This is a genomic window from uncultured Methylobacterium sp. (genome assembly GCF_964242245.1).
In the GTDB taxonomy this organism is placed as follows: Bacteria; Pseudomonadota; Alphaproteobacteria; order Rhizobiales; family Beijerinckiaceae; genus Methylobacterium.
Window position 1 is genome coordinate 1 of record NZ_CAXTBY010000004.1, and the last position, 24,115, is coordinate 24,115.

Annotated in this window: 23 protein-coding genes; 14 read left to right on the top strand and 9 right to left on the bottom strand. The window is 70.7% G+C overall.

The window, feature by feature from the left end; genetic code table 11:
- The 3 genes from ACFE8Y_RS01715 to rho form a co-directional block, all read left to right on the top strand.
- On the top strand, positions 1-1,292 hold a 1,292-nt coding region (locus ACFE8Y_RS01715), incomplete at its 5' end, for an NAD(P)(+) transhydrogenase (Re/Si-specific) subunit beta (protein ID WP_375462657.1).
- A 93-nt stretch (positions 1,293-1,385) separates the two neighbouring features.
- Positions 1,386-3,200, top strand: coding sequence for a single-stranded-DNA-specific exonuclease RecJ (recJ, locus tag ACFE8Y_RS01720; protein ID WP_375462658.1), 1,815 nt, complete (start codon positions 1,386-1,388; stop codon positions 3,198-3,200).
- 388 nt (positions 3,201-3,588) lie between these two features.
- Positions 3,589-4,947, top strand: a complete 1,359-nt coding sequence (rho, locus tag ACFE8Y_RS01725) for a transcription termination factor Rho (protein ID WP_375462659.1) — start codon at positions 3,589-3,591, stop codon at positions 4,945-4,947.
- Between the two features lie 18 nt (positions 4,948-4,965).
- On the opposite strand, the gene ACFE8Y_RS01730 is transcribed toward rho, so the two are convergent.
- From ACFE8Y_RS01730 to ACFE8Y_RS01740, 3 genes are all read right to left on the bottom strand, one after another.
- On the bottom strand, positions 4,966-5,745 hold the full coding sequence (locus ACFE8Y_RS01730; RefSeq protein ID WP_375462660.1) for a transporter substrate-binding domain-containing protein: 780 nt from the start codon (positions 5,743-5,745) through the stop codon (positions 4,966-4,968).
- A 145-nt stretch (positions 5,746-5,890) separates the two neighbouring features.
- Positions 5,891-6,628, bottom strand: coding sequence for a TerC family protein (locus ACFE8Y_RS01735; RefSeq protein WP_375462661.1), 738 nt, complete (start codon positions 6,626-6,628; stop codon positions 5,891-5,893).
- A 339-nt stretch (positions 6,629-6,967) separates the two neighbouring features.
- Entirely contained in the window at positions 6,968-7,912 is a 945-nt protein-coding gene (locus ACFE8Y_RS01740) for a lipid kinase (protein ID WP_375462662.1), read from the bottom strand.
- A gap of 544 nt (positions 7,913-8,456) precedes the next feature.
- On the opposite strand from ACFE8Y_RS01740, the gene ACFE8Y_RS01745 reads away from it, so the two are divergent.
- The 5 genes from ACFE8Y_RS01745 to ACFE8Y_RS01765 all read left to right on the top strand — a co-directional run bounded on the left by ACFE8Y_RS01745 (position 8,457) and on the right by ACFE8Y_RS01765 (position 12,620).
- Positions 8,457-9,287 (top strand): hypothetical protein, encoded by an 831-nt coding sequence (locus ACFE8Y_RS01745; protein WP_375462663.1) that lies wholly within the window; start codon positions 8,457-8,459, stop codon positions 9,285-9,287.
- 9 nt (positions 9,288-9,296) lie between these two features.
- Positions 9,297-10,511, top strand: coding sequence for a nuclease (locus ACFE8Y_RS01750; protein WP_375462664.1), 1,215 nt, complete (start codon positions 9,297-9,299; stop codon positions 10,509-10,511).
- Between the two features lie 188 nt (positions 10,512-10,699).
- Complete coding sequence (locus ACFE8Y_RS01755; protein ID WP_375462665.1) at positions 10,700-11,683, top strand: SPFH domain-containing protein; 984 nt, start codon at positions 10,700-10,702, stop codon at positions 11,681-11,683.
- On the top strand, positions 11,680-12,117 hold the full coding sequence (locus ACFE8Y_RS01760) for an NfeD family protein (RefSeq protein WP_375462666.1): 438 nt from the start codon (positions 11,680-11,682) through the stop codon (positions 12,115-12,117). Before ACFE8Y_RS01755 ends, ACFE8Y_RS01760 begins: the two co-directional genes overlap by 4 nt.
- 206 nt (positions 12,118-12,323) lie before the next feature.
- On the top strand, positions 12,324-12,620 hold the full coding sequence (locus ACFE8Y_RS01765; RefSeq protein ID WP_375462667.1) for a GIY-YIG nuclease family protein: 297 nt from the start codon (positions 12,324-12,326) through the stop codon (positions 12,618-12,620).
- Between the two features lie 366 nt (positions 12,621-12,986).
- Here the strand turns inward: ACFE8Y_RS01765 and ACFE8Y_RS01770 are convergent, their stop codons facing one another.
- Positions 12,987-15,863, bottom strand: a complete 2,877-nt coding sequence (locus ACFE8Y_RS01770) for a phosphoenolpyruvate carboxylase (RefSeq protein WP_375462668.1) — start codon at positions 15,861-15,863, stop codon at positions 12,987-12,989.
- 178 nt (positions 15,864-16,041) lie between these two features.
- Here ACFE8Y_RS01770 and ACFE8Y_RS01775 point away from each other — a divergent pair, with 178 nt between their 5' ends.
- The 3 genes from ACFE8Y_RS01775 to ACFE8Y_RS01785 all read left to right on the top strand — a co-directional run bounded on the left by ACFE8Y_RS01775 (position 16,042) and on the right by ACFE8Y_RS01785 (position 17,482).
- A complete protein-coding gene (locus ACFE8Y_RS01775; protein WP_375462669.1) occupies positions 16,042-16,323 on the top strand; it encodes a hypothetical protein in 282 nt (93 codons plus the stop codon).
- Complete coding sequence (locus ACFE8Y_RS01780) at positions 16,320-16,901, top strand: hypothetical protein (RefSeq protein WP_375462670.1); 582 nt, start codon at positions 16,320-16,322, stop codon at positions 16,899-16,901. The genes ACFE8Y_RS01775 and ACFE8Y_RS01780 overlap by 4 nt, the downstream gene beginning before the upstream one ends.
- A gap of 110 nt (positions 16,902-17,011) precedes the next feature.
- Positions 17,012-17,482, top strand: coding sequence for a cupin domain-containing protein (locus tag ACFE8Y_RS01785; protein WP_375462671.1), 471 nt, complete (start codon positions 17,012-17,014; stop codon positions 17,480-17,482).
- Between the two features lie 43 nt (positions 17,483-17,525).
- On the opposite strand, the gene ACFE8Y_RS01790 is transcribed toward ACFE8Y_RS01785, so the two are convergent.
- A complete protein-coding gene (locus tag ACFE8Y_RS01790; RefSeq protein WP_375462672.1) occupies positions 17,526-17,708 on the bottom strand; it encodes a hypothetical protein in 183 nt (60 codons plus the stop codon).
- A gap of 677 nt (positions 17,709-18,385) precedes the next feature.
- On the opposite strand from ACFE8Y_RS01790, the gene ACFE8Y_RS01795 reads away from it, so the two are divergent.
- Entirely contained in the window at positions 18,386-18,652 is a 267-nt protein-coding gene (locus tag ACFE8Y_RS01795) for a DUF6894 family protein (RefSeq protein ID WP_375462673.1), read from the top strand.
- Positions 18,653-18,868: 216 nt separating this feature from the next.
- On the opposite strand, the gene ACFE8Y_RS01800 is transcribed toward ACFE8Y_RS01795, so the two are convergent.
- Entirely contained in the window at positions 18,869-19,345 is a 477-nt protein-coding gene (locus ACFE8Y_RS01800) for a Crp/Fnr family transcriptional regulator (RefSeq protein WP_375462674.1), read from the bottom strand.
- Entirely contained in the window at positions 19,329-19,595 is a 267-nt protein-coding gene (locus ACFE8Y_RS01805) for a hypothetical protein (protein ID WP_375462675.1), read from the bottom strand. The genes ACFE8Y_RS01800 and ACFE8Y_RS01805 overlap by 17 nt, the downstream gene beginning before the upstream one ends.
- Positions 19,596-19,893: 298 nt before the next feature.
- On the opposite strand from ACFE8Y_RS01805, the gene ACFE8Y_RS01810 reads away from it, so the two are divergent.
- The gene (locus ACFE8Y_RS01810; protein ID WP_375462676.1) at positions 19,894-20,289 is read left to right on the top strand and encodes a PAS domain-containing protein; all 396 of its coding nucleotides are present in this window, start codon (positions 19,894-19,896) and stop codon (positions 20,287-20,289) included.
- A gap of 497 nt (positions 20,290-20,786) precedes the next feature.
- On the opposite strand, the gene phbB is transcribed toward ACFE8Y_RS01810, so the two are convergent.
- Both phbB and ACFE8Y_RS01820 read right to left on the bottom strand, forming a co-directional pair.
- On the bottom strand, positions 20,787-21,515 hold the full coding sequence (gene phbB / locus ACFE8Y_RS01815; protein WP_375462677.1) for an acetoacetyl-CoA reductase: 729 nt from the start codon (positions 21,513-21,515) through the stop codon (positions 20,787-20,789).
- A 518-nt stretch (positions 21,516-22,033) separates the two neighbouring features.
- Positions 22,034-23,218: an acetyl-CoA C-acetyltransferase gene (locus tag ACFE8Y_RS01820; RefSeq protein ID WP_375462678.1), complete on the bottom strand. Its 1,185-nt coding sequence runs from the start codon at positions 23,216-23,218 to the stop codon at positions 22,034-22,036.
- Positions 23,219-23,514: 296 nt separating this feature from the next.
- Here ACFE8Y_RS01820 and phaR point away from each other — a divergent pair, with 296 nt between their 5' ends.
- Positions 23,515-24,105 carry a polyhydroxyalkanoate synthesis repressor PhaR gene (gene phaR / locus ACFE8Y_RS01825; protein ID WP_375462679.1) on the top strand — a complete coding sequence of 197 codons (591 nt, stop codon included), beginning with the start codon at positions 23,515-23,517 and terminating at the stop codon, positions 24,103-24,105.
- The last annotated feature ends 10 nt before the right edge of the window (positions 24,106-24,115 follow it).

The window sequence follows — 24,115 nt, forward strand, 5'->3', positions numbered from 1 at the left end:
GCATGATCGGCATGGGGCTCGCCGTGCTCACCACCCTGGTCGGCCATCCGCCGGCCGGGGCGGCCGCCTGGCTCCTCGTCTTCCTCGGGCTCGCCATCGGCGGCGGCGCGGGTGCGGTGATCGCCAAGCGCGTGCCGATGACGGCGATGCCGCAGCTCGTGGCGGCCTTCCACTCGCTCGTCGGCCTCGCCGCGGTCGCGGGCGCGGCGGCCACGCTCTACGCGCCGCAGGCGGTCGGCATCCTCGAGAACGGCCACATCCACAAGGAGTCGCTGTTCGAGATGGCGCTCGGTGCCGCCATCGGCGCCATCACCTTCACCGGCTCGGTCATCGCCTTCGCCAAGCTCGACGGGCGGATGTCGGGCAAGCCGATCATGCTGCCGCAGCGCCACGCCATCAACATCGCGCTCGCCATCGCGCTGGTGGCGCTGCTCGCGGTGTTCATCGGCACCGAGAGCAAGGTGGTGTTCTGGCTCGTGGTGCTCCTGTCCTTCGCGCTCGGCGGCCTGCTCATCATCCCGATCGGCGGCGCCGACATGCCCGTCGTCGTCTCGATGCTGAACTCGTACTCGGGTTGGGCCGCGGCCGGCATCGGCTTCACGCTGGGCAACCTCGCGCTCATCATCACCGGCGCGCTGGTCGGCTCGTCGGGCGCGATCCTGTCCTACATCATGTGTCACGCGATGAACCGCTCGTTCATCTCGGTGATCCTGGGCGGCTTCGGCGGCGATGCCGCCGCGTCCGGGGCGGGCGGGGCTGTCGAAACGCGGCCCGTCAAGCAGGGCTCGGCGGACGACGCCGCCTACATCATGAAGAACGCCGAGCGGGTCATCATCGTGCCGGGCTACGGCATGGCGGTGGCGCAGGCCCAGCACGCGCTGCGCGAGATGGCCGACGTGCTGAAGAAGGAGGGCGTCGACGTGAAGTACGCCATCCATCCCGTCGCCGGCCGCATGCCGGGGCACATGAACGTGCTCTTGGCCGAGGCCAACGTCCCCTACGACGAGGTGTTCGAGCTGGAGGACATCAACGGCGAGTTCCCGCAGGCGGACGTGGCCTTCGTGATCGGCGCCAACGACGTGACCAACCCGGCCGCCAAGACCGACAAGGCCTCGCCGATCTACGGCATGCCGATCCTCGACGTCGAGCGGGCCAAGACCGTGATCTTCATCAAGCGCGGCATGGGCTCCGGTTACGCGGGCGTCGAGAACGAGGTGTTCTTCCGCGACAACACGATGATGCTGTTCGGCGACGCCAAGAAGGTCGTCGATCAGGTGCTCAAGAACCTCTGACCAAGCCTTCACGGGGGAACGTGCGGGGCGGGCAGCGATGCCCGCCCCGCTGTCGTTTCCGGGCGGCAGCGCCGGTCGCGCGATCCGGCTATCATGGCGCTTGTGTCCACCCTCGCCCTCCCGTCCCGCGCCTTCCTCGACGTCGAGCGTTCGATCCTCGGGCGGCCGTGGCGCGAGCGCTGCGCCGAGTCCGCAGCGCAGGCCTACGCCGCCACCATGGTTCAGGCCCACGGCCTGCCCGAACTGCTGGCCCGGGTTCTTGCCGGCCGCGGCGTGCGGCCGGACCAGTCGGCGGCCTACCTCAAGCCCCGCCTGCGCGACCTGATGCCGGACCCCGCCTGCCTCCTCGACATGGAGGTGGCGGCCAAGCGCCTCGCGCGGGCCGTGCGCCGGGGCGAGAGCGTGGCGGTGTTCGGCGACTACGACGTGGACGGTGCGGCGAGCGCGGCGCTGCTGGCCGGCTACCTGCGGGCGCTCGGCGTGCCGACCCGCATCCACATCCCCGACCGGATCACGGAAGGCTACGGCCCGAACGTCGCCGCCGTCACGGCGCTCGCCGGGGAAGGGGCGACCCTGCTGGTCTGCGTCGATTGCGGCACGTCCGGCCACGGCCCGCTGGAAGAAGCCGAAAAAATCGGGCTCGACGTGATCGTGCTCGATCACCACGGCGCCTCCGAGATCCTGCCGCCGGTGCGCGCCCTCGTGAACCCGAACCGCCTCGACGACCTCTCCGGCCTCGGCCACCTCTGCGCCGCGGGGGTGGTCTTCCTGACGCTGGTCGCGCTCGCGCGCACGCTGCGTGCGGAAGGATTCTTCGGGTCGCGTCCCGAGCCCGTCCTCACCGACGCTCTCGACCTCGTGGCGCTGGCCACCGTCGCCGACGTGGTGCCGCTGACCGGCCTCAACCGCGCCTTCGTCGTGCAGGGGCTCACCGTGATGCGTGCCCGCGGGCGCCACGGCCTCGCCGCGCTCCTGGATGCCGCATCCCTCGACGGGCCGCCGGAGGCGTGGCACCTCGGCTACCTCGTCGGGCCCCGCATCAACGCGGGCGGCCGCATCGGCGACGCGGGTCTGGGCGCGCGCCTGCTGACCACCGACGATCCGGCCGCCGCCGCCCGCATCGCCGCCGAGCTCGACCGGCTCAACCGCGAGCGTCAGGCGATCGAGGCCCAGGCCGTGGCGGAGGCCGAGGCCGGCATGGACCACGCCCTGAGCCTCGATCCGGACCGCCCGGTGCTCGTCGTCGGCAGCGCCGCGTGGCATCCCGGCATCGTCGGGCTGATCGCGGCGCGCCTGAAGGAGCGATTCGGCCGCCCGGCCTTCGCCTTCGCGCTCAGGCCCGACGGCACGGCGACAGGTTCCGGCCGCTCGATCCCCGGCGCGGACTTGGGCGATGCCGTGCGCGGCGCCGTCGCGGCGGGCCTTGCCCTCAGGGGCGGCGGCCACGCCATGGCCGCGGGCGTGACCCTCTCCGGTACCGACCTCACGCACTTTGCCGCTCACGTCGCGGACGGCCTCGCGGAGGCGGTGGCGCAGGCGCGCGCCGTCGAGGCGCTGCTCCTCGACGGCACCGTCAGCGCCGGGGGCGCCACCGCCGAGACCGTCCGCCTGCTCCAGCGCGCCGGCCCGTTCGGACAGGGTGCGCCGGAGCCGGTCTTCGCCCTGCCCCGTCACCGCATCGTCGACGCGGCCATCGTCGGCCATGGCCACGTCCGCGCGCGGCTGCGCAGCCGCGACGGGCAGGCCGTCGGCGCGATCAGCTTCCGGAGCGCGCAAGGCCCCCTCGGGCAAGCGATCCTGACCGGCATCGGCCGCGAGTTCCACGTTGCCGGAACGCTGGCCCGCGATCGCTGGCGCGGCGCCGAGCGGGCGCAGGTCCGCATCTGCGACCTGGCCCCCACCGAGTGATGCGGGTCCGATGGCTTGGCGCTTCGCGTGGGACCTGCCGGATCGCGCAAGGCTTGCCCTCCGCCGAAGGGACGCGAGCATCAACCGTGAACCGGGTCCACACGCGAGTGGCGATCGTTGCGGGGGTCGGCGTAACGCCCAACCCCGTTAAACCGAAGCGATTGCCCCGTCGCATGAAACCCACCCCTTGAGCCGGCCCCGAAAACGCGGTATGGGTGCAGTGTCTTCGTTAAAGCGCCGCCGCTGCATCCGTGAGCCCCCTGGGCTCCTTCGAGACGATGCACGGGTCCGCCGCATTCCCCGCGGCCAGACGTTCCGGCACCTCCGACACCGCTCGGCCCACTTCCCCCCGCCTCAACCTTCGTCTCACGTCGGTTCAAGACACCCCATGACTGACCAATCCGATGACTCCGCCCTCGCGGACATGCCGAGCGCCGACTTGGCGACAGAGGGCGCGCTCGCGGCCGGCGACCTCGACGCGATGCGCGAGGTCAAGCTCCAGGACCTCAAGTCCAAGACGCCGACCGACCTGATCGCGTTCGCCGAGGAGGTCGAGGTCGAGAACGCCTCGACCATGCGCAAGCAGGAGTTGATGTTCTCGATCCTGAAGCAGCTCGCGGCCAAGGAGGTCGAGATCATCGGCGCCGGCACCGTGGAGGTGCTGCAGGACGGCTTCGGCTTCCTGCGCTCGTCGGAATCGAACTACCTGCCCGGCCCCGACGACATCTACATCTCGCCCACGCAGATCCGCCGCTTCGGCCTGCGCACCGGCGATACGGTCGAGGGTCCGATCCGGGGGCCGAAGGACGGCGAGCGCTACTTCGCGCTCCTGAAGGTCAACACGATCAACTTCGAGAACCCGGAGAAGATCAAGCACAAGGTCCACTTCGACAACCTGACGCCGCTGTTCCCGACCCGGCGGTTCAAGCTCGAACTGGACAACCCGCCCAAGAAGGATTTCTCACCCCGCATCATCGACATCGTCGCGCCGATCGGCAAGGGCCAGCGCGCGCTGATCGTGGCGCCGCCGCGCACCGGCAAAACCGTGCTGATGCAGAACATCGCGCAGTCGATCACCATCAACCACCCCGAGTGCTACCTCATCGTGCTGCTCATCGACGAGCGCCCGGAAGAGGTCACCGACATGATCCGCTCGGTGAAGGGCGAGGTCATCGCCTCGACCTTCGACGAGCCGGCCACCCGCCACGTTCAGGTCGCCGAGATGGTGATCGAGAAGGCCAAGCGCTTGGTCGAGCACGGCCGCGACGTGGTCATTTTGTTGGACTCGATCACCCGATTGGGCCGTGCCTACAACACGGTGGTGCCCTCGTCCGGCAAGGTGCTGACCGGCGGCGTCGATGCGAACGCCTTGCAGCGGCCCAAGCGCTTCTTCGGCGCGGCCCGCAACATCGAGGAGGGCGGCTCGCTCTCGATCATCGCCACCGCGCTGATCGACACCGGCTCGCGCATGGACGAGGTGATCTTCGAGGAGTTCAAGGGCACCGGCAACTCCGAGATCATCCTCGACCGCAAGGTCTCGGACAAGCGCATCTTCCCGGCCATCGACATCACGCGCTCGGGCACCCGCAAGGAGGAGCTGCTGGTCCCGGCCGACGCCCTCAAGAAGACCTACGTGCTGCGCCGCATCCTCAACCCGATGGGCGTCACCGACGCGATCGAGTTCCTGATGGACAAGCTGCGCCAGACCAAGAGCAACGGCGACTTCTTCGACTCGATGAACACCTGAGTCTCGAAGCGGGGCCTCTCAGGGCCTCGCCAGGGCGGCGTCCTGGCCGTGCGCGCGCAGGGCTCGTGCGACGAAGCCCGCGGTCTTCATCTCCGCGACGAAGCGGGCAAGGTACGCCGCCCCCGCCGGCCTGCCCGCCGGCAGACCCATCGCCTGCTCGATCGCCATGAAGTGCCCCGGCAGCAGCCGCACCTCCGGGTGGTCGGCCGCGTAGGCCGCGAGCGGCTGCTCGACGCCGGCCGCGACCTCCAATGTCTCGTCGGCAAACAGCGCCACGGCCGCCGCCGAGGTCGGTGCCCGCACCAGGGTGGCGTGACGGAGCGCCCGCGACAGGTACAGGTCGTAGGCGCTGCCGCGCCCCACCGCGACGCGGATGCCGGGCCGGTCGACCGACGCGATGTCCTTGAGCGCCGAGCCGACCGGAACGAGGTAGCTTCCCGCGATCGTGACGTAGGGCGCGGTGAAGGCGATGCCCTCGGCGCGCTTCGGGTCGGTCGCGAGGAAGCAGACGTCCCAGGCGTTCGCGCCCGCCGTCCCCGAGACGGAACCGGCGCCGTCGTAGGTCGCCAGGGCGACGGGCACGCCGAGTTTTTCCCCCAACGCCCGCGCGAGGTCGACGGACACCCCCTCCGCCGCGCCGTCCGCGCCCCGGCGCGCGAGCACCGGGTTGCCGAGGTTGATCGCGGCGCGCAGGGTTCCGGTGGGGGCGAGGTCGTGCAGAACCGCCGGGGCGACCTCATCGGCACGGGCCGCGCCGATGCTCAGCAGGATCGCCGCAGCGAGGGTGGCGCTGCGCATGGGTGATGTCCTCGGCGCCGATCGGTGAACGTGGGACGGAAAGGAACCGCACGGATGTCTTTCCGAGCGTGTGATCGGCGGTTGGCAAGCACGCGCGTGTTCCCTCTCCCGCAGAGGGGGAGGGAGCGCGCGGGCCGCGCGGCTGTCAGCCCCTTGTTCTGACACCTCGCCTGCGCAGCCGCGCCAGCATGTTCAGCCCCTCCACGCCGGCGGAGAACGCCATCGCCGTGTAGATGTAGCCCTTCGGCACGTGCGCCCCGAACCCTTCGGCGATCAGCGTCATGCCGATCATGATGAGGAAGCCCAGCGCCAGCATCACCACCGTCGGGTTCTTCGCGATGAAGGCCGAGAGCGGCTCGGCGGCCACCAGCATCACCACCACCGCCGCCACGACGGCGATCATCATCACCGGCACGTGCTCGGTCATGCCGACGGCGGTGATGATCGAGTCGATCGAGAACACGAGGTCGAGGGCGAGGATCTGGCTGATCGCGGCGGCAAAGCTCAAGGAGGCGCCCGAGCCGGTCGCCGAGGGCGTGGGGTCGACGCTCTCGTGGATTTCCTTGGTGGCCTTCCACAGCAGGAACAGGCCGCCGCCGATCAGGATCACGTCGCGCCAGGAGACGCCCCGGCCGAACACCGAGAAGACCGGCTCGGTCAGGTGCACGATGAAGGCGACGGTGCCCAAGAGGCCGAGCCGCAGGATCAGCGCCAGCCCGATGCCGATGCGGCGGGCCTTCGTCCGATGCTCGGGCGGCAGCTTGTTCGTCAGGATCGAGATGAAAATCAGGTTGTCGATGCCGAGCACCACCTCCATCACGATCAGGGTGGCAAGCGCCACCCAGACCGTCGGGTCGGATGCGAGCCGGAGAATGCTGTCCACGCCGTTCTAAACTCCCTGCCGTGCCCACGCCGATACCCGGCCGCCCACGATCGCGATTGCCGATATCGCAGGCTCCGACCTATGTCTTGCGATAATCCGCGCGCCCGCCGGTGGCGCCGCGAGGCGTCCTGACCGATCGTACCTGCACGTCGATCTCGGTCGGGTGCGCTCGACCGGCGCGCCGTCCGTCTTCGGCGGCGGGCGCTTCACCTACGACATCGCCCGGAGGACGGCCGTCGACGTGGCCCGCGTGGCGCTCGACTACCACTTCTCCACCCCGTAGTCCGGCGGACGGGCACGTCCGCCCATGCGCCTCCCGAGGGCCATGCGCTGCGTCGCTCAAAGGGGGAAGAAGCGGTTCCCGGGCGCCCCCGGCCGGCTCGCGGCGCCGGGGGCGAACACCCGCACGATCCCCGGGAACACCTTGAAGTGGGCCGGCGTGTGGGTGGTGAGCTCGCCGTCGGTGTTGACCGGCCGGGGCTTCCGCGTCGTCAGCACGACCTCGGTGGTCTGGAAGGCGCGCACGTCCGCAGCCCGCCCGTGCGTGCCCCGGCGGAGCGCCGGCAGCAGGGCGAGCAGGCGCCACCAGTGCTTGACCTCCAGGCTGTAGAAATTGAGCTTGCCGTCGTCGACGGTGGCGGTCTCCTCCACCGTCATGCCGCCGCCGTAGTGGCGCCCGTTGCCCACCGAGGCCTGGATGGTGGTGACGCGCTCGGTGCGCCCGTCATGCGCGATCGTGACGGTGAACGGGCGCACGCGCCGCAGCAACCGGCAGGCGGCGATGCCGTAGCCCAGCGTGCCCCACGTCCGCTTCGACGCGGCGGTGAGGTCGCCGGCCAGATCGGCCGAGAAGCCGATGCTCGCCACGTTGAAGAAGTAGTGCCCGTTGACCCAGCCGAGATCCACCGGCTGCGGCTCGGCGATCGTGATCAGGCGGGCGGCGGCCAGCGGATCGAGGGGCAGCCCGAGGGAGCGGGCGAGGTCGTTGGCGGTGCCGAGCGGCAGGATGCCCAGCGGCAGGCCGGTCTCCACCAGGGCGGGCGCCGCCGCGTTGAGGGTGCCGTCGCCGCCGCCCAGGATGACGAGGTCGACGGCGCCCGCGTGGCGGGCGATCACGGCCCGGCAGTCGCGCTCCGGCGGCGGCTCGACGGGCTCGATGCCGCCGTCCCGCAGGGCCCCGCGCACGGCCTCGATCGCGACCGCGCCGTTGCGGGCCCGCGGGTTGCGGATTAGGAGCGCCCGGCGCCGGCTCGCCCCGGGCGTCGGCAAGTCTTCGACGCTCATCGGCAAACCTCCGGCGGTCGCGAATGGCCCTCCAGCGGGCGGATGGGCGTCGGACGCGACAGGGTTCGGTGCCCTTCCCGTTCGTACCGCCCGGCACGGAAGCGCTGGCGGAGGTCCGGCATCGCGATTCCCCAGATCGCTGGGCGAGCACCGCCGACGCAACCTGAGCAAGGCAGACCGGGGCCGGCCGACCTTGGCTTGCAATCACGGCGACCACAACCCCCCGGTCGACCGTCGGCGCCCGGGATCGGCCTAGGCGCAAGGCGCGTCGCCGCCCGTGATCGAGCCTCGGAACCGCGCGCAATCTTGCCGGAGAACGCGCCGCGGAACTTGCCGGGAAATCGGCTTCCGTGGCATGACTTTGCCCGTCGATGCAACGGCCGAACCCGCGCGGACCGGTGATCCGAACCGGCCCGCACGGACGTTCGGCGACGCCTCGCCCGTCCCGCCGCCTCGGGGCGGGCCGCGTCACGCATCGACCCGCGTCGTAGGGGGACGAGCGCGGACGATCCCGTCCCCGCTCGGCCGCCATCCGGTGATCTCCATGCGCTCCCAGCCCACGCCCGGCCCGCTGCGCCGCGCCGCGCTCGCCCTCGGCCTGATCCTGCCGCTCGCGGACGCCGCGGCGCAGTCGGGACCGGGCTGGGTCGATCCGCCCGCCAAGGTCGCGCCCACGACGCCCGCGCCGGCCGCCGCGTCGCCCCAGGCGCCGGCCGTTCCGCCCGCGCCGGTTCCGACGCAGGCTGCCGTGGCCAAGCCCTCGGTGCCGGAGGCGCAGGCCGATGGCGGCGCGATGAGCGGTCCGAGCCGGCGCGCCGAGCGGCCGCGGATGCGCCGCCGCGCCGCCCGGCGCCTCGCCGATGCGCCGCCGGCGGGGTCCACGCCGTTCGCGCCGCCGATCGTGCCCCGAGCCGCGCGCGAGGGCGCCGCCGATCCGCGCTTCCCGGGATGGGCCGGGCGCGCCCAGGCTCTCGCCAGCGACTACCTCGCCGTCTTCTCCGCGCCGAACGGGGCGATGGTGGCGGACGCGCCGCGCTTCTACGGGGCGCGCCTGCGCTTCCACGGGCGGATGATGACGCTGCCGGCGCTCATCGCCGAGAAGCGCCGCTTCGCCCAGCGCTGGCCGGAGCGGCGCTACGCGCCGCGCGCGAGCCGGACCGCCTGCAACGCCGCGATCGAGACCTGCGTCGTGCGCACGATCGTCGATTTCCGCGCCGGCAACCCGGCCCGCGGCGCGCTCTCGCGGGGCGTCGCCGAGCTGGTGCTGGAGGTGAACTTCTCCGGCGGCCGGCCGGTGATCGTCTCCGAATCGAGCCGCGTCCTGCGCCGTGGCGCGACGGTCGGCGCGCTGGCGGGACCGCGCGTCAGCGGCTAGACCGGCCCGATGGCGGTCACGGACATAGCGGCGGCGGAAGGCGCGGAGACCGGCACGGCGCGCGCCGTCCTCGACGGGGTCGGGCGCGCCAACCTGCGGACGCAGATCCGGGCCGAGATCGAGCGCCGCGACCCCAAGCCGGTGGCGCTGCGCACCCTGTTGCTGATGGCCGAGGCCGCCGTCGAGACCTCCGAGGCGGCGCCCGGCTACCGCATCGTCGATCGTCACGGCGCGCCGCGCCTGCGCGAGGGATCGGACGCACCCCTGACGCTGCCCGAGTTCGTCGACGGGCTCCAGGCGAAGCATCCAGCCCTGTTCATGCCGCCGGCGCCGGTCGTCGCCGTGAGCCCCGCACCCGAGGAGGTGGAGAAGGAATCGCCGCTGATGGCGGGCGCCATCGAGATGCGGGCCGCCACCGCGCGCTTCGTCGAGACGCAGTCCGAACTCGCCCGGGCGCTGGCCGAGCGCTCCACGGTCCAGGGCCGGGCGCTCGCCGAATCCGCCGCCGGGCGCGTCTCGGGTCTGCGCACCGCGCTCGGGGCCCGGCTCGCCGCGCGTCGGGCCGGCACCGGGGCGCCGGCCTGGAGCGCGGGGGCGGCGAGGGCCGGCGCGGCCGCGCGCAGGACCCTCGGCCGGCTCGCAGCCGTGGGCGGGGCTTGGCAGGGCGAGGGCGAATCGGTGCGCCAGCATCGCCGCTGGCTCGCGGGCGGCACCGCCGCCGCGCTGCTGGCCGTCCTTGGGGCCGGCCTCGTCGTCGCCGAGCGCATGTCGGCCGGCCCCACAGTACCCGACGCCGCCCCGCCCGCGCCCAATACGATCCCGAAGTCCGCGCCGGTCGACACCGCGACCCCGCCGCCGGAAACCGCCGACACGACCGACTTCGGCGAGCCGCCCCCGCCGCCCTCGCCCAACGAGATCCGCGGGCAAGCCGAGGTGATCGACACCGCCACCGTGCGGGTCGCCGGCAAGGTGCTGCACCTGTTCGGCGTCGAGTGGGTGCGGGGCGGCCAAGCGGACGAACTCGCCAAGTACCTCGCCGGCCGGCCGGTCGCCTGCGCGCCGGTTCCCGGCAGCGACAATGTCTCGTGCTCCGTCGAGGGCCGCGACCTCTCCGAGGTGGTGCTGTTCAACGGCGGCGGCCGCGCCTCGCCGGAGGCCTCCCCCGAACTCGTGGCCGCCGAGGACCACGCCCGCACCGAGCGCATCGGCGTCTGGAAGCGCTGAGGGTCCCCACGGCGATCCGTGCTTCGTTCGACCGGACTTCCGAGAGGAGCACCGCTTGCGGATCGAAGCATTGATCGCCGTAGGAGCCCTGACCGGCCGCTCCGCCGGCCGTCCGGGCTTGCGGATCGGGCGCGCCTGCGCCTCATAGTGGGATGCGGTCGCCGAAACGCGGCGACAGGAGTTCCGGCATGGACCTCTCGGTGGGCCTGAGCGTCTTCGCGGTCGTGGCGGCGCTCCTCGTGGTGGCGACGCTGGCGTCCGGCATCAACATCGTGCCGCAGGGCTACGTCTTCACCGTCGAGCGCTTCGGGCGCTACGCCCGCACCCTCGAATCCGGGCTCGGGCTGATCACGCCGTTCGTCGAGCGGATCGGCCGGCGGGTCAACGTGATGGAGCAGGTGATCGAGGTGGCGAGCCAGGAGGCCTTCACCCGCGACAACGCCGGAGTCACCATCGACGCGGTGGTGTTCTACCAGGTGCTCGACGCGGCCCGCGCGTCCTACGAGATCTCCAACCTCGACGTCGCGACCCGCACGCTGACGATGACCAACATCCGCACGGTGGTCGGCTCGATGGACCTCGACCAGTTGCTCTCCCACCGGGACGAGATCAACGAGCGCCTGCTGCGGGTGATGGACGCCGCAGCCGCCCCGTGGGGCGTGAAGATGACCCGCATCGAGATCAAGGACATCGTGCCGCCGGCCGATCTCGCCGGCGCCATGGCCCGGCAGATGAAGGCCGAGCGCGAGAAGCGCGCAGCCGTGCTGGAGGCCGAAGGCCACCGGCAGGCCGACATCCTGCGCGCCGAAGGGCGCAAGCAGTCGGCGATCCTGGAGGCGGAAGGGCGCAAGGAGGCGGCGTTCCGCGACGCCGAGGCGCGCGAGCGCTCGGCCGAAGCCGAGGCGAAGGCGACCGGCATGGTCAGCGAGGCGATCGCCAAGGGCGACATCGCGGCCGCCAACTTCCTGGTGGCGGAGAAGTACGTCGAGGCGGTGCGCGCCATCGCCACCGCGCCGAACCAGCGGGTGGTGGTGGTGCCGATCGAGGCGGCCGCGCTCGCCGGCACGCTCGGGGGCATCGCCGAGATCACGAAGGCCGTCTTCGGCGAGACCGCGGGCGCCGCGCGCAAGGGCTCGGGGCTGCCGCCCGCCGCCGGCACGCCGCGGCCGTGAGCGCGACGGAGGCTGCCGCCGCGCTAGGGCCGGTCTGGATCTGGGTCCTGTCCGGGCTGGTGCTGATGGGGCTGGAGCTTGCCGCGCCCGGCATCTTCCTGATCTGGCTCGGGATCGCCGCCGTGCTGACTGGCCTCGCCGCCGTGGCGACGCCTGTGGCGTGGCAGGCCCAGGCCCTGCTGTTTGCCGCCCTCTCGGTCGCCGCCGTGGTGCTGGCGAGCCGCCTCGACCGCCGCCACGTCGCCGTGCTCAACCGCGCCGACCGCGGCCTGATCGGGCGCGAGGGCGTGCTGCCCGAGCCGATCCGCGACGGCGCCGGCCGCATCCGCTTCGACGACACCCTCTGGCGCGTCACCGGCCCGGATCTCCCCGCCGGCGCGCGGGTGCGGGTCACGGGGATGGACGGGACGGTGCTGCGGGTGGCGGGGGTGTGAGGCTGCTCAGGACTCCGTTCCCCGATGCGGCCGCATCGATCGCCGCTTCAATCCGTCATCCCGGGGCTGGGTAGCAGAGCCCGGAGTCCAGGGTCGCAGTGGTGTTCGACCTGCACTGTCAGCGGCTCTGGATTCCGGGCTCGCCTTACGGCGACCCGGAATGACGGAGTGGGGCTGGGGGCGACGGCGGAGAACGGGAGGCGCTCTTGCCCTATGCCGTCTACATGCTCGCCAGTCGGCGGCACGGCACCCTCTACATCGGCGTCACGAACGATCTCGCGCGACGCGTGTACGAGCACAAGACGAAGCAGAACCCCGGATTTGCCGCGACCTACGGCGTCGATCGATTGGTCTGGTACGAGACCTACGAGCGGATCGTCGAGGCCATCGATCGCGAGAAGGTGCTGAAGAAATGGCGCCGCGACTGGAAGGTCCGACTGATCGAAGGTTTCAATCCCGAGTGGTCCGACCTTTATGCGACGTTGGTGGGGTGGACCGGTTGAGGCTCCAATTTACATCGCCCGCCTCGTCATTCCGGGGCTGCGTAGCAGAGCCCGGAATCCAGAACCGCAGGTGGTGTTCGACCTGCACTGTCGACGGCTCTGGATTGCACGCCCAAGGCAATCGCTCGAAGCCTCCGTTGCGGCTTCGGGGTGCGAAGAGTGCCCCGCGGAGCGGGCTTTCCAGGAAGAACGTCCTGGAAAGTATCGAGCGAAGCGAAAGCCTGAGCCCGCGAAAGCGGGTGCCGGCGGCTGAGGCAGGAGAAAAACCAGGGCAAACGCGTTCAAGCGATTGCTCTGATTGCACGCCTCCGGCTCGCCTTACGGCGCCCCGGAATGACGATGCGAGACGGTATCGATCGGTCGCCCTCACCCGAACGCCCCGACCTCGTGCTGGATCATCCCCGAGATCTCGCGCACCTGGGCGAACATCCGGCGGATCGGCTGGAACAGGCCGGTGTGCTCGGCCTCGTAGGTGCCGACGTCGCGCGGGCCCGCCGGCTCGCCGAAGTTGAGGCCGAGCGTCGGGTCGGGGGTGACGGGGAAGATCTCGTCCAGCAGCGTCAGGCAGCCGTCGATGTCGAGCCGCAGGAAGCGCTCGAGCAACTGCTCGCGGCTGATCCCGGCCTGGGGCCGGAAGCCGGGGATGTGCACCGCCGTGAACCAGATCCGGTGGACCAGGGCGAGGCGGATCGCGTGCAGCAGGGTGAGGCGCACCGACATCTTCTTCAGGTCGGGCGCCGCGCTCTGGAGGCTGAGCCAGTCGGTGGTGAGCCGCCCGAACAGGCGGCGCAGGTTCGGCGCGAGGTCGAGGCGGTCGAGGGCGCCTGCGATGACGATGAGCTCGTCGCGCCGCCCGTCCTTCCGGGTGCGGCGGGCGCGCTCCAGCCAGACGGCCGGGTCGAGGGTGTCGATGTAGGCGCGCAGCACGTCGAGGTCGCCCACCGAGGCCGCGTGCTGCACCAGCCGGAAGGCGCGGGAGAAGCGCACCGAATCGCGGCGCATGTCGGCAAACAGGTCCGGAGCGCGGCCCGCCGCCCGGCCGAGGCCGTGCAGCGAGTTGGCGAGGTAGCCGAGCTGGTGCAGGATCGCGTTGTTGGGGATCGCCCGTATCTGGCGCGGGTGGGTGATCAGCGCCGGCCCCCCGGCATCCGATTGCCGCACCACGGGCCGCGAGCCGGTGCGGTCGATCAGCCCCGGGCCGAAGGTGCCGAGCAGGGCCGCGTAGCCCGGGTCGTCGACCAGCGTCTCCATGTCCTGGCGGACCACGGTGAAGAATTCGAGGGCGAAGTCGGTCTCGGCGTAGACCGGGTCGTCGGCCGCGTCCGCGCCCTCGGCCGCCTCGGTCAGGGCGTAGCCGGGGAAGGCGTCGTCCTCGGCGACGTCGAGCGCGTAGACGTGCTCGGCAATCCGCGCGATGCCGGCCTCCGCCAACGCCCGAGAGCCGAACAGCAGGTAGCCGTCCGTCCCCTGGAAGCTCGATTCGAGCCGGACCTTGATCCCGGCCGTGCGGTTGCGCGCGCGCGCGTCCTCGGGGGCGAGGTAGGCGAGGCGGTCGCGCAGCGAGGTCGGGTGGGCGCCGCGCCCGATCGACTCGCCGTGGGTGTCGAAGATCGCGAGCTCGACCGCCTCCAGCCCGTTCCCGACCAGCATCTCGGTGATGCGCAGGCGCAGCCGCTCGATCCAGAAGGTCGCGGCGAGCTGGCCGACGTAGCGCCCGGAATCCGAGTAGCCGAACTGCACGGTGAGCCGGCCGATGCGCTGGAGGTGGCGCCGCCAGTGGGGGTTGCGCAGCGCGTCGTCCAGCACCCGGATGCCCTGCTCCAGCGCGCTCGCCGTCTCGAACAGCGGCGTGATCTCGAGCTTGTCGGCGATGCCGTAATGGCGCGCCAGCCAGAGGGCGGCGAGCAGGGTGTAGCCGGTCTCGGTCTCGGCGATGAGGAAGCGCACCGGGTGCGTGCCGTCGACGTGCTTGAGGATCTGCGCGATCGTCATCATCAGCCGCGCGGCGGACGCCCGCTCGGCGGCCAGCGCCCCGAAATCGACGGCGACCGGCTGCACGTCGTTCAGGAGCGTGTGGATCGCCGAGAGGTGCGAGCGGCGCTGCGCCGCGTCCGTCGGCTCGCCCTCCAGGTCGATGACGCGGCGCACGGCGTTGTGGATCTGGCTGGCGTTGAGCCGGAAGTGCGGCAGCGCGTTCGACAGCCCGTGCGTCGCGATGCCGGCGCGCAGCACCGCGATGGTGCGCTGGTCGGCCTCCGCCTCGGCGGCGGTGACGGCACCGGCCAGCCCCGCCATCAGCGCGCCGGAATCGCTCTGCGCCCGCTCGCGCTCGATGATCAGCGCGAGCGCGAAGCGGTGCACCGCCTCCAGCGAGGGCTTGGTGCCGAGCCGCGGCGCCACCGCGAGCTGGCGGTTGACCGCGGCAAGCGCCCCCTCGGCGAGGCCCCGCACCACGCCGGTGGCGGGGATGGCGGGGAGGTGGCGCATCACCCGGTCGAGCTGCATCCGCTTGGATTCGAGGCGGTAGCGGAGCGTGTCCCACCAGCCGATGTCGGTGCGCCCGTCGGTGTCGCAGCCGACCCAGCTCGCGATGGCGAAGGGGCGCGGCACCAGCTCGGTCCAGCGGTCGGGCCAGCGGGCGCGGGCCGCATCGAGCAGCGCGCCGTTGAAGGCATCGACCGCCTCGCGCCCGTGGTTGGCCGCCACGCAGGCCTGCTCGAACTCGCCGTCCAGCGTGATCGGCGCGTCGGGCCGCGTCGAGAGCGCGGCGGCCTTCGCGATCAGCGGGGTGCGCGCCTGCGCGTCCCCGAGGCTGGCGGCCTCGGCGATCAGCGCGGCGACCGCCCGCGGCATGCCGAAGGTCGGGTGCGCGGTGAACACCACGGCGAAGGCCGTCCGCGCCATCCCGTCGCGAAAACCCTCGAAGGCGCCGGGCCGGTCGGGCACCGCCGCGACGAGGCGGGCCGGCATCGCGGCTCCGGGGTCCGCGGCCTCGGCGATCCCGACGTAGTCGCGCAGCCGCGCGGCCCGCTCGGCCAGCGCCTGCGCCCGCAGGCGCACGAACAGGGCGTCGAGGTCGCCCTCGGTGATCTCGCCCCGGTCGAAGCGGCGGGTGATGGCCAGCGTCACCGCCAGCACGGGGTTGCGGAACGGGTCCTCGCTCGCCTGCTCGCGCGAGGCCTCGATCAGCCCGACGAGGTGCGCCTCGAGCTCCTCCGGATCGCGGGTCTCGTCCGTTCGCATCGCTCGCTCGGGCTCCGGAAGGAGGGTGCGCGGTTGGGCGCGGGCGAACCCGCATCTCCCGCCGTCCGGTGTCGGGGTCACGGGACGGGCCGACGACGCAAGGACCATTCCGTGCGGCCCGGGCTTGCGCCGCGATCGAGGGTGCACGCGCGTCCGCCATGGGGTAACGCTGCAGGGCATGGAAACCGTCCTGATCCTGGCAGCCGTCACGGCCTGCGCGGCGGCCGGCCTCGTCGCCCTCGCGCTGACCGCGCGCGGCCGGCGCGCGCCGCTTCGCATGGACAGCGACCTCGACGAGGTGGACGAGCGGATGGTGCTCGCCTCCGTCGCGCCGCCGGCCAGCCCGATCGACCGGTCGGCCGCGGTCTCCGACCTCGATCCGGTCGACGCCGGACGCGATCATCCCGAAGACCTCAAGCGCCTCGAACGGTTCGATCCGGCTGAGGGCGGCACGCGTTGAGCCCGGTCCGCCCGTCCCGCGCGGCATTCCTGGCCGCAGCCTTCAGCCTGCTCCTCGGCCCCGCGCGGGCGCAGGAGTCGCCGACGCCGGCCGCGCTCGTCCCTGCGCAGCCCTGCGGCACGCGCGCCGCCCGCTACGCGGGGGAACGGGACTTCGAGGTGTTCGTCACGCGCCTCGGCCGGGCGAGCCTCGAAAACCCCCTGCGGCCGCTGACGCCGGAGGTGACGCAGGTGCTCCAGGTGACGATCGCCGGCAAGCTCGCCACCGCCTACGGGCCGGACCTCACGGCGTTGCGCCGCGGCGCCGCGCCCGCCGCCCTGGAGGCGCAGCTCGGCACGGCGATCCGCTGGGAGGCGGCGCTGCCGGCGCTGCCCGATCCGCTCGCGATCGTCGCCGAGGACGGCGCGCCGCTCGCCACCCTCGCGTTCCGCGACTGCGCGGAGCCGCCCGCGGTGAAGGCGCCGCCGGCGGCCGCACGCAAGGACCGCGCGGGGCCGCGGGCCAGGGCGGCGAGCGCCCCGAAGGTGCCCAAGGCTCCGCCCGGCTTCAGCGTGCCGCAGGGCGCCATCGCCGAGTAGCGCGCCGTGTCAGGGGATCTCTGCCGTCCTGCGCGCGAACCGTATCCGGGCGGGCGCCGGCTGGGATACGGTCGACGGGCAACGGCGCTGCTTTGCAAGGACGACGGACCATGGCCAACGGCATGACGGCCGCGCAGGTGATCGCGGCGCTCGGGCTCGCGCCCCACCCGGAGGGCGGCCACTACCGCGAGACGTTTCGCGATGCCCGCGAGGTCGACGGGCGGTCCGTCGGCAGCGCGATCTACTACCTGCTCGACGTGGGCGAGGTCTCGGCGTGGCACCGGGTCGACGCCGCCGAGATCTGGCACTGGCACGCCGGTGCGCCGCTCGTGCTCAGCGTGAGCCCGAACGGCCACGACGCCGCCGCCCACCACCTCGGCCCGGACCTCCTGCGCGGGCAGCGTCCGCAGCTCGTCGTGCCGGAGGGCCACTGGCAGACGGCGACGAGCCTCGGCGCCTGGACGCTCGTCGGCTGCACGGTCTCCCCGGCCTTCCGCTTCGCGGGTTTCGAGATGGCCCCGCCGGACTGGCGGCCGGTGCCGCGCGGGAGCGCCGAGCGAGGCGGGGACCGGCTCGCGTGAAGCGAACGCCCGGGGCGTCGGGGCACGTTCCGTGATCGGGAGATCACAGCATCGCGTAGCCCGCCCGGACGAAGGCGCCGGGAATGCGCCGAGGTCGCCCGACGCCGCCGTCCGGGACGCGCAGATCGCCGCGTGCGAGGAACAGGGCCGCAACGCCGGCCGGCCCGAGCACCGCGCCGGCCACGTGCCCCGCGCGCCGCCCGCCCGCGCCGGCAATCCCGCGCACCCGACGAGGCCGCCGACCGCGAACGTCATCGCCGCGAGCCGGAACGGCGTCGACGGCGCCGGAGCGCTGGAACAGCCAGCGCCTCGTCGCCGCCGGCCGCAGCTACGGTCTCGCCTTGGACGATCCGACCTCGCGCATCGAGCATCAGGGCGCGGTCGCTCACCGCCATCCATCCAGATCGGCAGCACGTGAGTCGGGCTGCGGAACGACGATCCGTAGCGCGATCTCACATCAGCCAGTTCGATGTCCTCGCGGTCGCGCAAGGCGCGCGCTTCCGAAGATCATGCGCAACCGCATCGATATCTTCACGCGCCAGCGCGAGGCTGAGACGGTGAGGCGTACCCTCCCAGTAAGGCTTGAGCGTAATGGGCATGATCGGCTTTCGACCGAGTAAAAGAAATGTGTTCGTATCGATTGGGGAAATTAAAAAATGTTAATCGTCAGTAGTAAAGACTATTGACCATGATATATAGCAAAATTATAAAATGATTATTTTGCCCTCCTGACCGTACATCCGCACTAATGCATGTAATGCTGATGCTGGAGCGTCGGATTACGCGTTAACGCATGTTAATGCGATTGCCGCTGGATCATCCCACTGTCGATCGATCCTCAGTCGCAGACGTGGCGACCGCGAGACGCGCACGTTCCCACCTACTCTGCCGCGGAGGGCCGGTATGGTCCGCTTCCACATCGACAGCGACGACGGCGACCTGCTCGTCCATGACGAGGAGGGACAGGATTATGCTGACGCGCAGGCCGCCCGTGACGTGGCCCTCGCGTCGCTCCCGGACATGGCGAAGTGCGGGATCGGGCGCGGCGGTCGACGCACGTTCAGTGTCCGGGTACGGGATGAGAGCGGTGCCACCGTCTACAGCGCCAGCCTGAGGCTGGAGGACGAATGGTCCGTCGAGCCTCCGCTGTCTTACACCGGCGGCCCTTGATGCTGACGCCTCAAGGGCGACCCGCCGCACGAGCGGCGACGCGCCTCCGCGATCGCCAACGGACAACGGAAGGAAGGGTCAAACGTTCGGGCCGTTGGTATTGGAGCGCCTCACGAAACGTCCGACGCACGGTGCGCGCCCGCGCGGGGGCGGGGGTTGAACGGGCGTTTCGTGAGGCGCCCCTGATCCAAGGGGCCAAGGACGAAGGGCCGTGCCTCAGGCGTCGGGCCGCCGCGGATTCAAGTGGAGGTAGTTCGGCCTGAAGCCGCAGAAGACCTTCAGTCTCGGTACGTCGGGGATGTCGAGGTGGCCGCGCTTCAGGATGATCAGGTTCTGTCCGCGCAACTCCTGCATCATCCGGTTGGCATGCACCGGCGTGAACCCGAACAGATCCGCCAGATCGATCTGCGTCATCGGCAGGTCGTAGCCGTTCTCCGTGGCGCAGCCCACGGCCTGGAGGCGGACCAGCAATTCGCAGAACAGGTGCGCCACGCGCTTGTCGGCAACGCGCTGCCCCATGCTGGCCAGCCACTCGCGCAGGATGCTCTCGTCGACCAGCGTCGCCCACCAAAAGGCGCGCGCGAGATTGGGCCGTCTGGCTGTCAGGTCGATGATCGTCTCGCGTGGGATCTCCGCGATGCAGGAGGCGGCAAGCGTGCCGATGCTGTGGTCACGCTCAGCCAGGATCGCCATATGCAGGTCGCAGAAGTCGCCGGGTAGCAGCAAGGCCCAGGATCTGGCGCTTGCCGCCGGGCAGGATCTTGTAGCGGCAGGCCAGCCCGTCCAGGACGAGGTGCACGGTCTCGGGCCGGTCGCCCTCGTGGCTGAGGTCGCGATGCGCCTCGACCTGCCGGGTCAGGACTGAGACCGCGTGGAGTGCGGCATGGTCCGCCTCGTCGAGGCCGCCGGCATGGTCGAGCTTGCGGATCAGCGGGTTCGACATCGTCTCTTCCGCATCGACAAGCTTTGAAAATCTGAAATTGACTTATGTTATTCGTCGATAACGCGCAAGGAAAACTAAAGTCATACGAACTTTCTTGCTGCGCCGTCGGCTTTCATCGCGATCATACCAACAAATTTCGGCGTGACGTTCCACGATGAGACGTAGAGTCATCCATCCGGTGAACGTGCTCGGGGGGTCGGCGCCCTGACTGGATCTGGATCTCCTGCGATCAATCCGGGTGAGGGCCTTGGGCAGCACCGGCCATTGTTTCAGGCTCGATGACGAGGGGTGATCGACGGTGTCATGGGATGGATCGGGCGCCCCGGTGTGGGATGCCGAGCACCTGCGCATCGCCACCGATGCGGCCGGGGTCGCCCTGTGGTCGTGGAACGTCGACACCGATGAGATCGCCCTCGACGAGCGCGCGCACGGCTTGTGGGGCCTCCCCAGTGATGCGCCGGTGAGCTTCGACGACCTGTCCGCGTGCATCCATCCGGCCGATGTCGACGGGGCGAGGATCGCGTTCAAGGCGACGCGAGCGGTGCTGGGGGCCTACGAGATCGACTTCCGAATCCTGCACGGCAAGGAGACTCGCTGGGTCTCGGCACGCGGCCAGGGCGACGATGCCGGCAACGTCGCCCGCGTGATGTTCGGCGTCTTCCTCGACGTGAGCAAGGCCCGCCTCGCCGCGTGACATCCCGCCACCCGATGCGGTCGCGGGCTGGCGGGGGCCTATCGATCGCCTCGCGACGTGTCCGGAATGGCGGCTCCGCGCGTCGGTCGAACCCGGCCACGCCTCCGGGCCGAGACACGACCGGGGCGCCGCAGCCCGTTCGGCAGCCGTCAGTGCTCGTCCATGCGATCCGTCGGGCCGACGTCGGCGGCGATCGCGTCCAGTGCGGCGAGACGGTGCGGGTCGCGCCCACGGGGCCGCTCGTGGCCTCGCAGATCGAGCTGGACGCGGCGCTGACGGGCCTCGGGCCTGATCTTCAGAGGAGTTCCTGCGCTCCGCCCTCGAGGCCGGCGGGCTCGTGCCGGTGCTGGAGGCGTGGTGGCCGCGCTTCTCCGGCCCGCGCCTGTTACTGCCCGAGCGGGCGGCTGATGCCGGCACCGCCGGGGCGTTCGTGGATTTCGTCAAGGCGTCCGGGCGGAGCGGGTAGCAGGGACCCGGAGTCCTGCTCCGAACGCGGATCAGGTGATGTACTGGCCGCCGTTGATCGTCAGCGTCGAGCCGGTGACGAAGGCGGCCTCGTCGCTGGCGAGGTACTCGACCGCTCGGGCGATCTCGTCGGCCTCGCCCAGCCGCCCGGTCGGGATCGACGCGATGATCTTGTTGCGGATGTCCTCGGCCACCGCCATCACCATCTCGGTGGCGATGTAGCCCGGCGCCACCACGTTGACGGTGATGCCCTTGGCCGCGCTCTCCTGCGCCAGCGCCTTGGCGAAGCCGATCACGCCGGCCTTCGCCGCCGAGTAGTTGGTCTGGCCCGCTTGGCCCTTCTGGCCGTTGATCGACGAAATGATGATGATGCGCCCGAAGCCGCGGGCGCGCATCCCGTCGATGAGGGGCCGCGTGCAGGTGAACATCGAGTCGAGGTTGGTGCGGATGACCTGCTGCCACTTCTCGAAGGTCATCTTATGGAACGCGCCGTCGCGGGTGATGCCGGCGTTGTTGACCAGGATGTCCACCGGCCCGAGCTCAGCCTCGATCGTCTTGATCCCGGCCTCGCAGCTCGCGAGGTCGCCCACGTCGAACTTGAAGACGGGGATGCCGGTCTCGGCCTTGAAGGCGTGGGCGGCCTCGTCGTTGCCGCCGTAATTGGCCGCCACCTTGTAGCCCTTGGCCTTGAGCCCCTTCGAGATCGCCGCGCCGATGCCGCGGGTGCCGCCGGTGACGAGGGCGACGCGTTCCTGAGCCATGGTTTCCTCCGTTTCTGATTAGAAATTATTGCTTATTGTTTCGTCGATTGCCCACACGCGTATGGGTCCGCGTGGAGCTTCGTTGAGTTTGCTGTCCGGCTTACCATCAGTGCGAAGTGTGCGAACGCCAATTAAATTTGCAGGTTTCTCAAGGCGTTTTAAATCCACAACTTCCCAAAACACAGCAAAGCTGCTGTCTGTCTCAAGGGCGTGCTTGCTGCGCAGGTGTGGCTTTTTGCGCTTTCCCGAGTGACTTTCTTCATATCCATCCAGCTTCTCTACGGAGACTGTTTTATGGCGAGAAATTTTCCCACTCAAAGTTCTGAGACGCAGTTGCTGACACATATATTAAAGCTGGAATATCTTTGTCTAAATCTTCCAGCCTTAGTTGCTTGAATAGCTCCCAAGCATTGCTGCCATAAGCAACCCTGCCATGCTGATTGAAAATGGTCTCGCCATCTTCGATGTATATTGCAGGAATGGGCGTTAGAGGAGCTTGTATCGATTGTATGCGAAGATCACGCCCGCTCGACGCACATGGCCACGCCCATGCCGCCGCCGATGCAGAGGGTGGCCAGCCCCTTCTTGGCGTCGCGCCGCTTCATCTCGTGCAGCAGCGTGACCAGGACGCGGGCGCCCGACGCACCGATCGGGTGGCCGATGGCGATGGCGCCGCCGTTGACGTTCACCTTGGAATCGTCCCAGCCCATGTCCTTGTTCACCGCGAGCGCCTGGGCGGCGAAGGCCTCGTTGGCCTCGATGAGGTCGAGGTCGGAGGGCTTCCAGCCGGCCTTCTCCAGGGCTTTTCGCGAGGCGGGAATCGGGCCCGTGCCCATCACCTTCGGGTCGACGCCCACGGTCGCCCACGACCTGATCGTGGCGAGCGGCGTCAGGCCCCGGCGCTCGGCTTCCGCCGCCGACATCAGTACGATCGCCGCCGCGCCGTCGTTGAGGCCCGAGGCGTTGGCCGCGGTCACGGTGCCATCCTTGGAGAAGGCCGGCTTCAGCTTGGCCATGGCTTCGACAGTGGCGCCATCGCGAATATACTCGTCGGTGTCGACGACCACGTCGCCCTTGCGGCCGGACACGGTGACGGGGGCGATCTCCTCCTTGAAGCGGCCCTCCTTGCGGGCGGCCTCGGCCTTGTTCTGCGAGCGCGTCGCGAACTGGTCCTGCTGCTCGCGGGTGAGCTGGAAGGCCTGGGCCACGTTCTCGGCGGTGGTGCCCATGTGGTAGCCGTTGAAGGCGTCCCACAGCCCGTCCTTGATCATCGTGTCGACGAGCTTCACGTCGCCCATCTTCTGGCCGCCCCGCAGGTACTGCGCGTGGGGGCTGAGCGACATCGATTCCTGGCCGCCGGCCACGATGACGGTCGCGTCGCCGTTGGCGATCTGCTGCATGCCCAGCGCCACCGTGCGGAGCCCTGAGCCGCAGACCTGGTTGACGCCCCAGGCGGTGGCCTTCTCCGGGATGCCGGCCGCGATCGCGGCTTGGCGGGCCGGGTTCTGGCCGGCGCCGGCGGTGAGCACCTGCCCGAAGATCACCTCGTCGACGTCGTCGGGCGAGACGCCGGCGCGCGCGAGCGCGGCCTGGATCGCCACCTTGCCGAGTTCGTGCGCGGGCACCGCGTTGAACGCGCCGCCGAACGAGCCGACGGGCGTGCGCGCCGCGCCGACGATGACGATGTCTTCGCTGCCTGCCATCTGACGTGTCTCCTCTGCCGGCCGGCGCGCCTTGGCGGTCGCACGCTCCGAGGCCGTTGCCCTCGGATGAAAGGCTTAGGATGCGCGAAGTCAAGGAGCCTGGATGGCCCGGCGTGCCGCCGCGGCGGGGCCGAGACCGCGACGCGAGCCACCAGGATGCATTATTCTGCGGGACAACGCGTCAGATTGCTGTTTTCGTCGTCGGCTGAAAGCCTTAAGGTTCCTGCCGGACGCGGGGACGACCCCTGTCGACGGGGATGCCCCCGCTCGTCGCGCGATCGGGAGAGGCCGCAGAGATGGCGGACAGCGTCAAGGCACACCAGACCGTCATCAAGAAGTACGCGAACAGGCGCCTCTACCACACCGGAACCTCGACCTACGTCACCCTCGAAGACCTCTCGACGATGGTGCAGAGCGGCGAGGACTTCGTCGTCTACGACGCGCGCTCGGGCGACGACATCACCCGTTCGGTGCTGACGCAGATCATCTTCGAGCAGGAGAACAAGGCCGGGGCCGACAACCTCATGCCGGTGGCGTTCCTGCGCCAGCTGATCCGCTTCTACGGCGACAGCATGCGCACGATGGTGCCGAGCTTCCTCGAATTCTCGATGGCGAACTTCGCCCGCGACCAGGACGGCCTGCGCGAGAAGTTCTCGCAGAGCTTCGGTCCCTCGACGTTCCAGAACGCCATCGAGCAGCAGGTGCGGGCCAACATGGGCTTCTTCGGCGATGCCATGAAGATGTTCACCGGGTTCACGCCCCCCGGCGTGCCCGGCCCGGCGGCCCCCGCCCCGCAGGTTCCGGCACCTGCCTCCAGTGACCTCGACGACCTCAAGCGCCAGATGCTGGCGATGCAGGAGCGCCTGGAGGCGCTGGCCAAGAAGTAGCCGCGCGGCC

Coding starts and splice junctions, on each gene's coding strand:
- recJ (WP_375462658.1), top strand. CDS start 1,386: ATGGCGCTTGTGTCCACCCTCGCCCTCCCGTCCCGCGCCTTCCTCGAC.
- rho (WP_375462659.1), top strand. CDS start 3,589: ATGACTGACCAATCCGATGACTCCGCCCTCGCGGACATGCCGAGCGCC.
- ACFE8Y_RS01730 (WP_375462660.1), bottom strand. CDS start 5,745: ATGCGCAGCGCCACCCTCGCTGCGGCGATCCTGCTGAGCATCGGCGCG.
- ACFE8Y_RS01740 (WP_375462662.1), bottom strand. CDS start 7,912: ATGAGCGTCGAAGACTTGCCGACGCCCGGGGCGAGCCGGCGCCGGGCG.
- ACFE8Y_RS01745 (WP_375462663.1), top strand. CDS start 8,457: ATGCGCTCCCAGCCCACGCCCGGCCCGCTGCGCCGCGCCGCGCTCGCC.
- ACFE8Y_RS01750 (WP_375462664.1), top strand. CDS start 9,297: ATGGCGGTCACGGACATAGCGGCGGCGGAAGGCGCGGAGACCGGCACG.
- ACFE8Y_RS01755 (WP_375462665.1), top strand. CDS start 10,700: ATGGACCTCTCGGTGGGCCTGAGCGTCTTCGCGGTCGTGGCGGCGCTC.
- ACFE8Y_RS01770 (WP_375462668.1), bottom strand. CDS start 15,863: ATGCGAACGGACGAGACCCGCGATCCGGAGGAGCTCGAGGCGCACCTC.
- ACFE8Y_RS01775 (WP_375462669.1), top strand. CDS start 16,042: ATGGAAACCGTCCTGATCCTGGCAGCCGTCACGGCCTGCGCGGCGGCC.
- ACFE8Y_RS01785 (WP_375462671.1), top strand. CDS start 17,012: ATGGCCAACGGCATGACGGCCGCGCAGGTGATCGCGGCGCTCGGGCTC.
- ACFE8Y_RS01795 (WP_375462673.1), top strand. CDS start 18,386: ATGGTCCGCTTCCACATCGACAGCGACGACGGCGACCTGCTCGTCCAT.
- ACFE8Y_RS01800 (WP_375462674.1), bottom strand. CDS start 19,345: ATGGCGATCCTGGCTGAGCGTGACCACAGCATCGGCACGCTTGCCGCC.
- ACFE8Y_RS01805 (WP_375462675.1), bottom strand. CDS start 19,595: ATGTCGAACCCGCTGATCCGCAAGCTCGACCATGCCGGCGGCCTCGAC.
- phbB (WP_375462677.1), bottom strand. CDS start 21,515: ATGGCTCAGGAACGCGTCGCCCTCGTCACCGGCGGCACCCGCGGCATC.
- ACFE8Y_RS01820 (WP_375462678.1), bottom strand. CDS start 23,218: ATGGCAGGCAGCGAAGACATCGTCATCGTCGGCGCGGCGCGCACGCCC.
- phaR (WP_375462679.1), top strand. CDS start 23,515: ATGGCGGACAGCGTCAAGGCACACCAGACCGTCATCAAGAAGTACGCG.